We start from the raw sequence: 14,660 nt of genomic DNA, 5'->3' as shown, positions 1-14,660 counted from the left end.
TTTCCTTACGTTATACTTTGGTGATTATTATGGTTGACTCATATAGCACACTACTTCCCTGTGTATATCTTTCTTTTTGGACAAGTTGAACAAGCGCTTGATTGCAATCATACACACTGTCACATTGTTCTTCATAGTCGAGTTCTTCCTCTATATTCAACTTCCATTTCCTCTTTATTTCGTCTAGTTCAGCAGCTGTTTTCTTGCCTTTACCTTGTATCGTTCTGCCTTTTTCTGTTTGTTCAATCTGATACTGATGATTAGTTTTTCCCACTTTTGTGTATTTTCCCGTATTGTAATTTTTTACGTACTCACCTATATTGTGCTTGATCCAATAATAAAAAAAGGAATCTTGATTAATTTTTGCACGAAACAGCTCTTCATTCATAAGAACTTGCTCTAATTGGGCAACTAACCCCAAAATACGGGTACCTGTATACATCTGTAGAAGCTTAAACTTTAATACCGTAGTCCAATAATCTTGTATTGCTTGAAGGTTGACAATTTTCTTTATTTCTCCATCCCTATTTATGGAGAGCTTTAACTCATCCCATAATGAACTCGTCAACATGATAGCTTCCATATAAGGATTATCTACTATTGGTGAGAGAACTTGAGGCGTTCGCGTAATGATATAATGGGTATCAAACCATCCTTCTACTTTTTTGATTGCTGTAGTATAGCGAATCGCTTGTCGTTTATTACCTTGGACAATCTGATTCAAAACTTCATATTTTATCTCCTTATCTAAAAAAGAAAAATACACCTGTACATTCCTATCCGTAGCCATTAAAACATTTTTACTTTTTTAGTACTGAGCACTTCTACTTCAAAACTGGAGGATAGTTGTAAATTATCAGCGGTTGCCTCTATGCGACCTACTTTACTTGTTACGAAATACTCTTTGGTTTCTAAACTTGTGCGAGCACTGATCTGGGTATAACTATCTTTAGCCGTTAGACTAAACCCACTACCAGCGGTCTGTTCTATATTGTGTTCTGCTTGTAAAACAATATTCTCACCTGCAGTAGCTGAGATATTGTCACTGGCATGCAATTGAATATTTTTTGCCGTAAGGAGGATATTTTCTGGTGCGGATACTGTAATGCTTTTTCCAGTAGTATCAAGTACGATACAATTTCCACTGGCATCGAAAATTTCGATGGATTCCTCTTCTGTAAACTTTACTGTATGACCACTACGCGTTTGAATACTCTTGATCTGGTTATTTGGTCCACCGCCAGCAGCAGTTCCACCGTGAAATAAACTTCCTAGAACAAAAGGACGATTCGGGTGATTATTGACAAAACCAACCATGACTTGATCACCCTTTTCTGGAATAAAAACCATACCGCGATTTCTTTTGACTGCAGTACTACTCCCCGCATCTCCACTCATTACTCGAATGAAATCGGTTTGTTGACTAGCGTCTTGCCAGTTAAACTGCACTTGTACCCGTCCCTTCCCTTCGGGATCATCATTGCTAACTACGGTACCTATTTGTTACTCCGTGATTGGCATAGTAAAAAAAGCCTGTGGAATATACCCTGTTTGTGCATCTACTGCTTTAAACTTTCCAGTATATTGCCCTAAAGCATCTACGGTATGTTCAATATCCGTAATAACTAAAGTTGTGAAATGGCGACTCACTTTTTTATTGGGGTGCAACATGTTTAATTCCACTACACACCCAGGAAATAAAAAAGGAATCGTCGTAACTCCCGTCGTGACAAATACCTGAATTCCTTCACTGCCAATTGCCCCTCGTTGTGCGTATAAAACATCTTGATCTGTAGAAGCTTTCAATGGAGCTTGTTGTAATGAAGGAGCTTTAAAAATTTCTTTAGATCTCGCATAAGACGACTTAGCCAATGTGCCTTTTACGTCTAAATCTGTTTCAGTTTCAGCATGTAAGTGTTCATCATTAAAACTGTTATATCCATAAAAATCACGATTGACATGACGAGCTTGCATGCGTATTTCGACCTGACTAACATCACGTCCATAAATTAGAGAAATAGGTTTTCCTCCATGAGGTAACTCCCCAAAATGAAGAATTTCTCCATCATAAAAAAACTGTTCCCCATACATAGCAGCTAAACGCACCAAATAATTATAGGCCGTTTCATTATACTGACAACTATAGGCCGTACGAATCCCCCTAGATAATTTTATTTCAGACTGAAAAAATCGATTCTGATGATACCCTTGATTGAGAATCTCATTGATAATATCATCCAATGAAACAGGAGTTATTCCTCCAAAACTCTGCATATGGGGAGCTTGATCCAAAAGAATAGTCGGACTATTGCCTTTGAGAATCAAATATCCTTCATTTCCATGGTCTTGGTCAAAGCTTACTTGCATAATAACCCCCGAAAAAAAGCGCTCAGGTTTGTCTACCAAATGCTTGTAGCAAATAGAAACCAAAAGATTTTTACCTAATAATTCTTGGGCTTCTTCCATCTGATACGTTTCTTTGTTTCCCAAGCAATCAGAACTAAACGATACTGTAAACGCATGATGTGTCTGTGTACTTTGTGTAAGTTCAAAGTTTTTATAGTTAATCAGCTCTTTCCCTTCTACTATAAATTTGACCTCTACTAATTGATGTATCCCAGGTATATAGTGTTTGGCAATTGCTGTTGCATTACTATTATTATTGAGGGGTTTAGTCGAAAACAAAGAATCTTCTGTCGATTCCGTATATGTTGAAAACATATCCTTCATTGCGTATTATGTGTTGAATGATTAATAAAATAACACGAATGGATAAAATGACTTTGATACCCTAAAACCTCAATTGCAATGATCTTTTTATTCTCTTATTGGTGATTCAATTTGACGAACTTAGTTAATAACGCTACACGATAAAATCTGAAATCACCTAAGCAAGAGCCCTTATTCTGTTTAAAAAAAACAAGGATAACTTTCTTATTTTAAAAGCCCAAAAGGGTATAACTAGCATACCATAATCCAAACGTATGTATTCATCTTAGTATCAAAAAGTAAACCGTAATGTAGAGGAAAAGCGATCTATATTTGATTTGAATATGTAATTACACTACTTTCTTCGATTATTGATAGAAATAAGTCTTGTTTCCTTGAAAGCTATCTATTTCAGGATTATTGATTTTATTCAAAAAAAAAGCGCAAGGAATAGAATCCCTTGCGCTTTAGTTCTTATCTACTAAAAAAATAGGAATTTCCTATTTACTTTAAATACTCAAAAAAATTAGTAAATTCTTGTAGGAACAGCACCCATAGAATAATAACAATCGTTCCGACAAAAGCGCCGAACATACCTCCTAACCTAAAATCTTTTTGTTTCAACATACCGGTACCAAATACAATAGCATTTGGCGGAGTAGAAACGGGTAAAAACAATCCACAAGATGCACAAAGTCCCACAACTAACCCTACAGGTAATAATTGATCAGCAGGTAATACAATGGCAGCAATATTAATTAAAATCGTTGCCGTTGCGGTACTACTCATAATATTGGAAAATAAAACTGTAATAACTGCAAAAACAATCATCATCATTACCACATTAAATTCTGCACCTGCTAAAAACTGGGAGTAATAAGGAGCCAATAACTCTTTAATTGCAATCCCCAGGGATAAACCACCTGCTACAAGCATCAAGGTATCCCACGGTAATTTACGGACATCTTCTGCTGTGATGATTCCCAACATCGGCAAGAACATAATAGGTATCATGGCTGCCCCTGCTGTAGGAATATGGTACTTTGTTCCAAACATCCACATACCAACAGTTATCACCAAAATTACAATGACAGCTAAACGCTGTAAGCGCATACTATTCGTCATTTCCAACGCTTGATTGACAAAAGACACGTCTAAACCTTTCACTTTTGAAGTGTACTTTTTCACTACTGCCCACCAAAACCCAGCTAATAAGATTACTGCAGGAACCAATCCTAAAAATAACCATTGCGTAAAGTTTACAGTAAAGCCTTTGGTTTTCAACACATCTACAACGATTAAATTAGGAGGAGTAGAAACCATACTGATCATTCCTGCAAAAGTTGCAGCGGCGGGAATACTAATTAAAATGGCTTTAGACATAGGCGAATCTTTTCCTTCTCTTTCAATTAAAGGCATAACTGAAGCCAAAACCATCGCTGCCGTAGCAGTATTTGAAATAATAAGTGATAATACCGAAGTAACTAAGATAATTCCGAGGACTAATTTATTGGGATTCGAACCAAATAAGGCGATCGTTTTTTTAAATAAGGATAAATCGAGGTTGGTTTTTCGCATTCCTTCACTGAGGAAAAACCCTCCTAAGAAAATCCAGATTACACTATCAGACCAGGTAGAGGAAATCTCTTGTGGAGAGATGGTGGCTCCTTCTATATTTCCCATTGTATAGACTAAGAAACCAATAATCATAATTCCCACAGCAAAAGGTGGAATCGCCTCAGTAGCCCATAGTAAAATCGAGAATATCAGAATAAAAAAGGTATACTTCTGTGCCTCAGAAAAAACATCTGGCGTCAAGAAATAAGTACCAAGAAAAGCAAGGAGCAAGGAAAAGAAAAAAATACCAACACGTGTTTTGATATTCCATACATTCCAAGAGGCCTCTATTAACAATTCACTATAAAAGCGAATCCCAGTTCGTATTTTTCGAATCTGGTCAAAGTAATCAAATTCCATAGCGTTCAATTTTCCTTACAAAGCTACGAAATAACTAACTGAAATTTATTTTAACAATTACACAAATAAAGTTCTTTATATTTTTCATAAATCAACCCGAATAAAACAACATAAAAAAAGGAAAGTCTTTACGACTTTCCTTCTTCCCTTACTAATTCAATTTACAAGCGATCTTTTTCTTGCATATCTAGTTCTTTACTGCTGTATTTTACCTTTTGATTCCCCAAATTATAGCGCAATCCAATGGCAACTCCTTGTGTATCCATATAATCTTTGAAATAATTATACTGATTAGCATATTGTGTTTTTATAATCTGTCGGTCACTTCCAAATATATTATAGACATATAAATTCGCGGACCATTTCTTCTGATTAAACTCTCGACTCATAATAAAATCAGTGCGTTGATAACCGCTAATTTTGAAAGAACCTTGTACCGTAGGCGTGTAAAAATTATAGGTCAACATCGCCTTCCAATTGTTTTCTTTATCCAGATTTACCGTTGTATTCAATCGACCTCCAAAAACAAAGGCATCATTTTTATGTAACTCTTTATCTACTCCATAGAAATAATCTTCTTGTTGTTGTAAATAGAGAAAAGAACTAACGGACCAACGGGGTAAAATCTGATAGGAATAGTTGGCAACCATCCCCATTAATTGGCGTTTATCAATATTTGTATAGTGATAAATCAACATATTTGTTGCATCTTCTTGATATGAAATTTCCATGGATGGATGAATCTCTTTGTTGTAAAAGAACTCAATATTCAATTGATCAAAGGTATAATTCAAACTAAAGTTATGGCTAATCGCTGCTTTCAAATCAGGATCTCCCTGAAAGTAAGAGAATAAATTATAGTAGCTTTTTGCTGGGTTCATCCACGAATAAGAAGGGCGATCAATGCGCTTACTATACGACAAACTCAATTGCTGTTGATCTGTGAGGTCATATTTTACATAAGCGGTAGGAAATAATTTAAAATACGATTGATTATTGGCTCCCATTCCTGTACTTCTGGTTTGGATACCCGTATATTCTCCTCTCAACCCCACTTTTGCTTGCCATTTCTTCCACTGTTTTGTTACAGAGGTATAGCCCGCCCAATTAATTTCTTGGTAATCAAAAACATTACTTTTCTCTGGGTTATGGGAAAAATCGTCTACTTCTCCATCAAAAAAGTCTAATAAATACGTTGCTTTTACAATGCTGTACTTTCCTCCTAACTCCCATTTTGTTGATTCCTTATCTACACTATAGTCAAGACCTGAAACTGCCAAACGCGTACGTTGTCTGTCTTTGGTACCAAAGAAACGCTGATCTTCAGGTTGATCTTTGAAATTTAATTTTGTCAGTACATCTTGATTGTCTTTCTCATTATCATACGTAAAATAAGAGGACCATAGCAAATTTTTTGAAGGACTGAATTTCTTTTCCACTAATGCATATCCTGTATAGGTATCCATATTTGATCGTTTCTTATTGAGCGTGGTATATGATGATTCGATTATATTTTCTGGGTTATAAATTGAGGTAGGAATCTCATAATCGCCTTTGCTTTTTTCATTGATATAGCCATTTCCTCCAAATGTAAGTGTAAATGTGGTATCCACTTTGATATCCATTTCCGCTTGAAAACTATGTTGTCCATTTATTTTGTTTTTACGTGTCATCACACTACTCCATCGCTCTCCATTTTCATAAAACACATTATCTTCATTGTAACGCACTCCAGTACCATTGCCAAAAGAGTAGCTCCCCGAAACATTAATTTTTTCTCCTGTATAGGTATGTTGTGTACTCAGCGTATTATAGGCATACGTCGTTTGCTTGAAACGTTCGCCAATACTCCCTTTATATCCGAATAGATTATTCTTTTTTAGCTTAATATTAAGCACTGCATTTCCTTGAGCTTCGTATTTCGCTGGTGGATTGGTAATTACTTCGATTGCTTCTACTTGTGTACCATCAGTTCCCTCCAATAGTGATTTCAATTGATCTCCTGAAAGCATTACTTTCTTGTCATTAATTGTAACCAAAATACTTTGACTTCCTCTGATACTCAAGTTATCTCCAATTGCATTGACGCCTGGGGTTTGTTTGACAATATCCCACGCATTTGTGGTCGCCAAAGGCGTATCTTGTACATTAAACACTAAACGATCGATTTCGCGTTTGATTGTTGGTCTTTTTGCTGTGATAACGACTTCCTCTAAAAGGGCATTATCTTCAACTAAATGGACAATTGCAGGCAATCCTTCCGTCAAAGGGAATACTTGAGATTGAAAACCAACATACTGAAATTCAATTACACTAAAATTTTCTTTTGAATCAACTTGATACTCTCCTTTGTCATCGGTATAAAAAGAAGTAACAACACGTCCTTCCTCATCTTTTAATAACACAGTAACAAAAGCTAATTCCTCTTGTTTAGCATCGACTACTTTACCTTTTCTCACAACTGTAGATGACTGTCCTTGAACGAGTATACTCATCATCAATAAGAAAAACAATACAACAATACGTATCATATACTTTTTATTTTCAAGCAAAGATGAGGGAAAAGGAATTGGATGCGGGTTAATGAACGGTTAACGAACGGTTAATGGCAATTAGAGCAATTGTTATCCACATTTTTAACCTAAATTTGTACGTATGAAGTATTCTAAACCAAAGTATTATCTCATCGCTTTTAGTTTATTCTATCTCTTTTTGATTGGAATAATGGTCTTCTATTTTCTTCAAGTATTGGATTTGAAGAGAAAAGAAGTGCACAAAATTGCGCATGATAAAATTGACGAAATAGAAAGCCTTCTTGCTTTTGAGAAAAAAACAAAGAAAAAGGATAATGTACTTTATCATGCTGTATTAGACTTATTACAGAAAAAAGCCACTATAGAAGAAATTAAAGAACAACATGCTTCTTATTTTGTATCGACAAGCAAAGATGCTACACATAAAATAGATAGTGCTTTTGCTGATTTGGGCTATAAGATGGCTTATCGAATTGACTTGACACATGTCATTCTTAATTCAACCAAAGAAAATGTTCTAAATGCTCCAGTCACAATCTTAGAAACAGAGCAAAAAATTGGCCATGCGCATCGCGTGAATTCTTCTGAATGGGAAGTGGAAGAAAGCAGCAAAAATAAATCCGATGAACCTTGTGTAGATTGCCCTGAAGATTACTCCAATCACTTTATTGTAAAGCAAGAAAAGTATATTGAAGTACTTAATTTCAATAGTATTGCATTGCGTGAACTCGCTCCGCTATTACTAGCCTCATTTTTCATCTGCATGTTTATTTTAATTCTATACTTCATTACGTATAAAACAATTAAGAAGAAGGAACAAGAAGTGCTAAGTTTACACAATATGGTAGACAATGTTTCCCATGAATTTAAACTACCGATTGCTACTTTAAAATACGGATGCAACAACCTCAAACAAGAGTATGATTCTCCTACTGTAGCATTAATCCAAAGACAAATTGATCGCCTAGAGCGTTTACAAAATCAATTGGGCGTGGTATCTGACACGGATGAACTTCCTTTTACTCATGCAAATTTCACCCAGCTCATTGAAGATTTAAAACTGAGAAATCAAGCGATTGATTTTAAAATTTCATGGCAGGCAGATGAAGAAATTCAATTGCCTCAAACAGCCATGGAAACGATGATATTGAATCTTGTCGAAAATGGAATTAAATATGGTGGTACGCAGCTTACTTGTGCCATTCAACACAAAGAAAATAAGTTGTATATTGAAGTTTCAGATAATGGGATTGGAATTGAAAAAAAGGAACTAAACCTTATTTTCCGAAAATTCTATCGCATTATACACAACAATGTACACAATACATTGGGCTTAGGTATTGGTTTATATCAAGTGAAACAAATCGTTGAAAAATACCAAGGCAGTATTCAAGTAAATAGTAAATTAACAGTAGGAACAACCTTTATTATTTGTATTCCTTATGCATAATATTCTCCTTGTTGAAGATGATATAGACTATGGCACTGTAGTGAAACAGTATCTAGAAATTAGCGGTTTTAATGTGATTTGGACACCCTCTTCGACAGAGGTAGCTGAATTATTGCAACAACATCATTTTCATTTGGCTATTTTGGATATTATGCTTCCGATTAAAGATGGTTTTACTTTAGCCAAGGAAATACATCAAAATCACCCCAATATTCCTTTTTTATTTCTGACGGCTAAAAACCAAAATATTGATCGTCTACTGGGTTTAAAATTAGGTGCAGCAGATTATATTGCAAAAACTTGTGATCCCGAAGAACTAAAACTGCGTATTGACAATATTATGCGCCATACACCCATTGAAACGTCAACTGTCTATCACTTGGGAATCTATAGCTTTAACCCGACTCTATTGCGTTTGGAACATGCAAAGAAAGTCTATCAACTAACAGAAAGAGAAAGAGATTTGCTTTTGCTCTTTATCCAACATGACCAATCTATTTTGGAACGAGAAGTCATTTTGAATCAACTCTGGCAAACGGCAGATTATTTTAATGGAAGAAGTTTAGATGTATTTGTAACGCGCCTGCGCAAATATTTATCAGATGATGATAATATACAGATTAGCAGTATCCGCGGAGTGGGTTTTAAAATTAACTTAGCGCGTTAATCGTAGCTGAACTGTTGAAAGAAATCGTCTTTTAAAGTGGTTTTATCTTGGATTTGAAGCAAGGCTTGTTGGCTTTTTTGTTTCCATTGATCTTCCTTTGTTTGTTTATATAATTCATAAGCAGTCAACGCATAATTGGCTAGATAATCGGTTGTAGTACCAAAATGCTCCTTGCTCTTTTCAAAATATTCAATGGCCTTGTCGTACTGCGTATTCATACGCAGTAGAATTGCTTTAATAAGGTAGATTTCTTGCTCTCTTGTTGGCGTTAAACCACCTGCATTCTTGTATTTTAATAAAGTTCGATCTGTATTGACCAATCCTTCTACGAGATCACCAATAGAAGTGGCAGTTAAGCTTAATCCATAATATCCTTCTGGGCTATTGGGAAAGTCGCTTTTAATTTCTTCGTATTTTTTTCGGGCTAACCCAACGTTTCCAATACGCAAAGCTGATTCTGCTAAAGCTATTTTAAACGGCAAGGTAGGCTGAGTAGCTAAACTATCCGCATAGTACAAATAGGTATAAGCGGCATCGTCTTTGTCCTGTTTGGTCAAGGATACTCCTGTGTAATAATAAGCATCACACAAGCTTTTATCGAGTTGAATAATCTGAAAGAATATCCTTCCTGCCGTATTGTAGTATTCCGGTTTTTCTAAAGCAGAAAAACCCATTTCATACAAGGTATTAACTTCTTGGTTGTCCGTTGGACAAGACAGTATTACGTCAGTATGCGTAGGAGTTTCTTGAGCAAATCCCGTCACTCCTAGTCCTACTAACCAAATCAACCAAACTATTTGGTACCAGCTATACTTCATACACCAAAGGTGTTTCTAAAGTTGCATCCTCATACTTGCGCTGTTCTTGTTCTTCAATTCGATCTGTGAACAAAATACCATTCAAGTGATCGTATTCGTGCTGCATAATTACTGCCGTATAACCCTCTACTACTTCTTGATAGTGATTCCCTTCCAAATCAAAATACGTAATTTGGACAGCTAAACTGCGGTATACAGCATCGTAGCGATCTTCGATAGATAAACATCCTTCTTCTCCTTGTTGCAATACAGCAGAATACCAAGTAATTTGAGGATTAATAAAAAACTCAAATGGTTCATTGGCTTTATCAAAACGCTTCACCAAGAATAATCTTCTATTTAATCCCACTTGAGGAGCGGCAATACCAACACCTGCACGATCGCCGTCCGTTACCGTTTTAAACATACGTGCAATTAACATCTTCACGTTGGCATCTTGAGGATCGATTGCTATACAATTGCTTTTAAGCACTTGTAGTTCTGCAGGAACAGTATCCTGATACACATACATCGGTTGCGTTTGATCTCCTTCAAAAATTAAGGCTAATTCTTCTGTCGTTAAGGAATTACTTACTGTCATGTCGGTCTTATTTCGAAATCTAGGGAGTAAAAATACTATTTCTAACGTTAGCAAAAAAAATAAAAACCAGAGATTACACTCTGGCTTTTTATAATTTAAACAGCAGGTACTACTGTTTCTTCTTTCGGCTTTTCTTCTTTTGGTGTTTCTCCTGTAGGAGCTGTACTTTCTCCTTCTGGCGTTACTCCATTTACTTCGCCTGCTTCTGGTTGTTCATCTTCATCTTCTTCATCGTCGTCCGTAGCTCTTCCTAAAACTTCACTTGGTTTATAACGTCCCAATTTGATTTTAAAATCATCCGAAGTTCCTTGAATCTTCATTGGGATTCCAATAATTCCCATTGGCGGTAATCCTAATCTAAACCCAATATTCATCTCACCATCTAAACTTATCTGTCCTTCAAATCTAGGTCTAAATCCAGCCATCTTCATACGAGTACGTTCAATCGTCATGACATTGTCTTGAATTGTTGTCTTGATTTCAACATCTTTTGCCTTTCCTTCTTCTAAAGATTTTGTATTGGTTTCTTTTGCAATTGCTCCAAATAAATTAAATCCTTTGAATTCAATATTTTCTAAAGTCAAAGATCCTCCTCCAACTAAAGAACGAAACACAGGAAACATATTTTTGTCTAAATCTCCCTTCAACTTATAATCTAATGAAACTTGGCCATAGGCATCTTTGGCCATACTGACCATTTCTCTAAACAAAGTAATTTCTTTATATGCACGTTGAATATCAAATTCTGAAGCTTGAATCGCATAGTCAAATTTCGCTTTTCTAAATCCAGTAGGTTCATAAGTACCATTCATATTTACTTTTGTTCCTATCAATCCAAAATTAGTATTTTGAAGGTCTATCTTTCCTGCATTAATCAATAAACTACCGGTGAAATTATCTAAATTATATTCGGTATATTTTATTTTCTGAGCGGTTGCATCAAAAAGAATATTTAAATTCTTAGGTACTTGGATTACCCCTGTTCCAGAAGAAGATGCTGTTGCAGCTTTTCCAGAAGCACTTTTAGAATCAAACATCATGAATTCATCTACATTAAAATAAGGACTCTCAAAAGTGAACTTTCCTTGTAATGTATCCTCTTTTAAGATATAATCAATAACGTTTGTCAAATATCCCTTCATGTTAATTTCTGAACTACCGTAGGTAGCCACAAACTTCTCGAAGCCCATCTTTTCTTTAAAGAACTTAAATACTCCTTTTTTGATATGTAATGGGTAAGGAAACATCTCCGAACGGATACGAATATTATCTACTTCAAATTTCCCTCCATTTTTCAATTTATCAAAATCGCCCTTAATCGCATCACTTTGTAATCCTTTTAAGAATAAACTCGTAATAATTTTCCCGTGAACATCGATACCGTCTACTTTAAAAATCTTGTAGATATCTCCAATATTAATTGTCCCTTTGGATTGAATATTGTAATTCAAATTATTTAGGTTGTACAAACTCGCAGCCAATTGGAAAGGTTCTTTCGCAATTTTAAAATTAATTGGTAAAACCTCAATAGACAAGTCATTAATAGAACCTCTAGAGCTTTTAATAATCGTGTGAATTTGAATATCTTCAATCGGTAATTCTGGTAAGCGCTTCAATTGTACGTATCCATTATTCAGCTTAATTTCAGTATTAAGTAGAGGAAAACGCTTGCGCTTAGGTTCATAACTTCCTTTTACAGTTCCATCAATCATGAAGTTTCCTCGTAAGACAGCTTCATCAAATGGAATAAACTCTTTAATATTCTCAAAGTCAACATTCGCTTCTATGCGAGCATCAACATCATACGTAGTCAAATTATTTACCGCAAAATGCCCTTTAACGAAATTATCCATCGCCAATAGGTTCAAATTGTCTATGCGCAACTTAATATCTTTTATTTTTTCTGTTGGTCCTTCTGCTTTAACATCAAAGCTTATTTCTTTTAACGCTTGTGGCAAGCTATCTAATTTAAAGTACCCATTGCGAATCATTCCATCAATAGTAAACGTAGGAATACTCGTAATGACAGTATCGCGTTTTACAGTACGAAGTGTTCTCGTTTCAACAACGCCTCTTGCGAATTGTCCATCAACGTTACCTTTCAGCTGCAAGTCTCCTTTCAAATCGAATCCCGATACTCCTAATGCTTGTTGAATAAGATCAAGATCCATATTCAAATCCATTGCACTTTGCACAATTGGTTTTTCAAAACCTTTGGTATGTAAAGTAAAGTTACTTTTGCGTCCTGCGATTGAAAAATCGAGCTGATCAATCAATACTTCACTTTGTTCCATATCCAAAGAAGGCATTTTAAATTGAAATTTCAACGCCAAATCTTTAATTGGATCCATTACATTCCCATGCTGAATAACTCCATTAGCAATAGCCAAATCCAAGTTAATCGAAGGCATAATCGTATCCAAAGCTAAGAACTTACCTTCAAGCTTGAATTTTCCATCTACAACTCCTTCAAATTTTGTTTGATCCAACCACGATTGGTATTCTGGTGGTACTAAAGAAAGAAGCTCATTTAAGCTTGCTTGTTCTGTATTGATATCAAACAACATATCGTACCCATTCTCAATAAAACCAAAACGCCCGATAAAGCTGACCAATAAGTCCTTAATTTTCAAATTGTTTTTCTGAAATTCAAAAGTTAATGACTTGGTATCAATTAAAGTTTCTAAATCTGCCAAGATTGGTTTCTCTTTGACATAAAATACATTATCAAAACTAAAATCAAATGAGTGAATGCGAATTTTACTCTTCAGCTGAAACACAGCTTCACTCATATTTCCACTACCTAAGTAATCAAAATTAACAGCAGAAAAATATAAATTACCAGCTTCATCGCAATAACGCAATAAGGCATTTTTTATTTCCAATCGATCAATCTGTAAATCAAACCCTTTATCGTCATCTTCTACCTCGTCAGTAGGTTTCATGACCATATAGTTTGCTTCACCTTTCTCATTAACCAATAAATCAATCACGGGAGAATCAATGAACACACGATCAAAACTAATCTTCGAGTCCATTAAACTCATCATATTAATTCCAAGTCCTAATTCTTTAGCCTCCAATAACTTCATTGGTTGTAGAGAATCAACTTGAACACCTTCAATACTAGGCTTTACAACAGTTGCAGTTAGATAAGGGAAATTCTTAAAAAATGATACATTGATATCTTCAAAGGCTACTTCACCTTCGATTGAATCCGCTAATAATTTTTTAATTTCTTCATTAATTGTATCCTTAAAGAAAACAGGTACAATCAACATTAACCCCAAAATAAAAACAACCAAAGCCCCTAAGGCAATAGCTATTCGTTTAACAACTTTTTTTCCAGAAAACCCCATACTTTAACTCTATACAAATTGCGTACAAATAAACATATTATTTCACAAATTAAGACACAAAATTAGAACATCTTATTCATTTAGAAAAAGAAAAATATTTTTTTCGCATACAGCGATTATTGTGGGAATGCTTTTTTGTTGTTTTGCTTTTTTGTTTTTTTGTGGTGCAGCGTTTATAAGGATATTTTACTGCGATACGATATGTATCATGTAAGAAGGCCAATTGCCATTGGCCCTTACGGTGCAGCGTTTCATCACGATATTTTACTGTGATACAATATATATCATGTAAGAAGGCCAATTGCCATTGGCCCCTACGTCTTTCCAAACCGGTATAAAACAAAAAAGCCTGACTACTTACGTAATCAGGCTTTTCAAAAGAAGGGCGACGACATACTCTCCCACCATGTGGCAGTACCATCTGCGCTAGCGGGCTTAACTTCTCTGTTCGAAATGGGAAGAGGTGAGCCCCGCCGCAATAACCACCCTAAAGCGGTTGTTATAAATTCCTCTCGGATCCTATAACTAATTCGGTATATTATAACGTAACAAATACTTATTTCATT

General features: G+C 35.3%; 10 protein-coding genes and 1 rRNA gene. 2 read left to right on the top strand and 9 right to left on the bottom strand.

Features of this window, described 5'->3' with window-relative positions; genetic code table 11:
• Positions 1–10: 10 nt before the first annotated feature.
• The 5 genes from M2306_RS17495 to M2306_RS17475 all read right to left on the bottom strand — a co-directional run bounded on the left by M2306_RS17495 (position 11) and on the right by M2306_RS17475 (position 7,217).
• Positions 11–790: a hypothetical protein gene (locus M2306_RS17495; protein WP_259190744.1), complete on the bottom strand. Its 780-nt coding sequence runs from the start codon at positions 788–790 to the stop codon at positions 11–13.
• The gene (locus tag M2306_RS17490; RefSeq protein WP_259190751.1) at positions 790–1,500 is read right to left on the bottom strand and encodes a phage baseplate assembly protein V; all 711 of its coding nucleotides are present in this window, start codon (positions 1,498–1,500) and stop codon (positions 790–792) included. Before M2306_RS17490 ends, M2306_RS17495 begins: the two co-directional genes overlap by 1 nt.
• A 3-nt stretch (positions 1,501–1,503) precedes the next feature.
• Positions 1,504–2,730, bottom strand: coding sequence for a contractile injection system protein, VgrG/Pvc8 family (locus M2306_RS17485; RefSeq protein ID WP_259190745.1), 1,227 nt, complete (start codon positions 2,728–2,730; stop codon positions 1,504–1,506).
• A gap of 483 nt (positions 2,731–3,213) precedes the next feature.
• A complete protein-coding gene (locus M2306_RS17480) occupies positions 3,214–4,686 on the bottom strand; it encodes an SLC13 family permease (protein ID WP_115091575.1) in 1,473 nt (490 codons plus the stop codon).
• A 161-nt stretch (positions 4,687–4,847) separates the two neighbouring features.
• A complete protein-coding gene (locus tag M2306_RS17475; protein ID WP_259190746.1) occupies positions 4,848–7,217 on the bottom strand; it encodes an outer membrane beta-barrel family protein in 2,370 nt (789 codons plus the stop codon).
• A 124-nt stretch (positions 7,218–7,341) separates the two neighbouring features.
• Between M2306_RS17475 and M2306_RS17470 the strand changes: the two genes are divergently transcribed.
• The gene (locus M2306_RS17470; protein ID WP_259190747.1) at positions 7,342–8,670 is read left to right on the top strand and encodes a sensor histidine kinase; all 1,329 of its coding nucleotides are present in this window, start codon (positions 7,342–7,344) and stop codon (positions 8,668–8,670) included.
• Positions 8,663–9,337, top strand: coding sequence for a response regulator transcription factor (locus M2306_RS17465; protein ID WP_115091578.1), 675 nt, complete (start codon positions 8,663–8,665; stop codon positions 9,335–9,337). The genes M2306_RS17470 and M2306_RS17465 overlap by 8 nt, the downstream gene beginning before the upstream one ends.
• Here M2306_RS17465 and M2306_RS17460 read toward each other — a convergent pair.
• From M2306_RS17460 to rrf, 4 genes are all read right to left on the bottom strand, one after another.
• Positions 9,334–10,155: a tetratricopeptide repeat protein gene (locus M2306_RS17460; protein ID WP_259190749.1), complete on the bottom strand. Its 822-nt coding sequence runs from the start codon at positions 10,153–10,155 to the stop codon at positions 9,334–9,336. The two genes, M2306_RS17465 and M2306_RS17460, sit on opposite strands and share 4 nt — an antisense overlap.
• The gene (def, locus tag M2306_RS17455) at positions 10,145–10,735 is read right to left on the bottom strand and encodes a peptide deformylase (protein ID WP_002987451.1); all 591 of its coding nucleotides are present in this window, start codon (positions 10,733–10,735) and stop codon (positions 10,145–10,147) included. Before def ends, M2306_RS17460 begins: the two co-directional genes overlap by 11 nt.
• Before the next feature lie 95 nt (positions 10,736–10,830).
• Positions 10,831–14,094 (bottom strand): AsmA family protein, encoded by a 3,264-nt coding sequence (locus M2306_RS17450; RefSeq protein ID WP_259190750.1) that lies wholly within the window; start codon positions 14,092–14,094, stop codon positions 10,831–10,833.
• Between the two features lie 380 nt (positions 14,095–14,474).
• Positions 14,475–14,584, bottom strand: a 5S ribosomal RNA gene (rrf, locus tag M2306_RS17445).
• Positions 14,585–14,660: the final 76 nt, after the last annotated feature.

Source organism: Myroides gitamensis (assembly GCF_029894455.1).
GTDB lineage: Bacteria > Bacteroidota > Bacteroidia > Flavobacteriales > Flavobacteriaceae > Flavobacterium > Flavobacterium odoratum.
The sequence above is the reverse complement of the archived record's forward strand: the minus strand, read 5'-3'. Positions and strand labels throughout refer to the sequence as shown.

What these genes read in the sequence shown, in the direction of transcription:
- M2306_RS17495 (WP_259190744.1), bottom strand. Translation starts at nt 790, where the DNA reads ATGGCTACGGATAGGAATGTACAGGTGTATTTTTCTTTTTTAGATAAG.
- M2306_RS17450 (WP_259190750.1), bottom strand. Translation starts at nt 14,094, where the DNA reads ATGGGGTTTTCTGGAAAAAAAGTTGTTAAACGAATAGCTATTGCCTTA.
- M2306_RS17460 (WP_259190749.1), bottom strand. Translation starts at nt 10,155, where the DNA reads ATGAAGTATAGCTGGTACCAAATAGTTTGGTTGATTTGGTTAGTAGGA.
- M2306_RS17480 (WP_115091575.1), bottom strand. Translation starts at nt 4,686, where the DNA reads ATGGAATTTGATTACTTTGACCAGATTCGAAAAATACGAACTGGGATT.
- M2306_RS17465 (WP_115091578.1), top strand. Translation starts at nt 8,663, where the DNA reads ATGCATAATATTCTCCTTGTTGAAGATGATATAGACTATGGCACTGTA.
- M2306_RS17485 (WP_259190745.1), bottom strand. Translation starts at nt 2,730, where the DNA reads ATGAAGGATATGTTTTCAACATATACGGAATCGACAGAAGATTCTTTG.
- M2306_RS17475 (WP_259190746.1), bottom strand. Translation starts at nt 7,217, where the DNA reads ATGATACGTATTGTTGTATTGTTTTTCTTATTGATGATGAGTATACTC.
- M2306_RS17470 (WP_259190747.1), top strand. Translation starts at nt 7,342, where the DNA reads ATGAAGTATTCTAAACCAAAGTATTATCTCATCGCTTTTAGTTTATTC.
- def (WP_002987451.1), bottom strand. Translation starts at nt 10,735, where the DNA reads ATGACAGTAAGTAATTCCTTAACGACAGAAGAATTAGCCTTAATTTTT.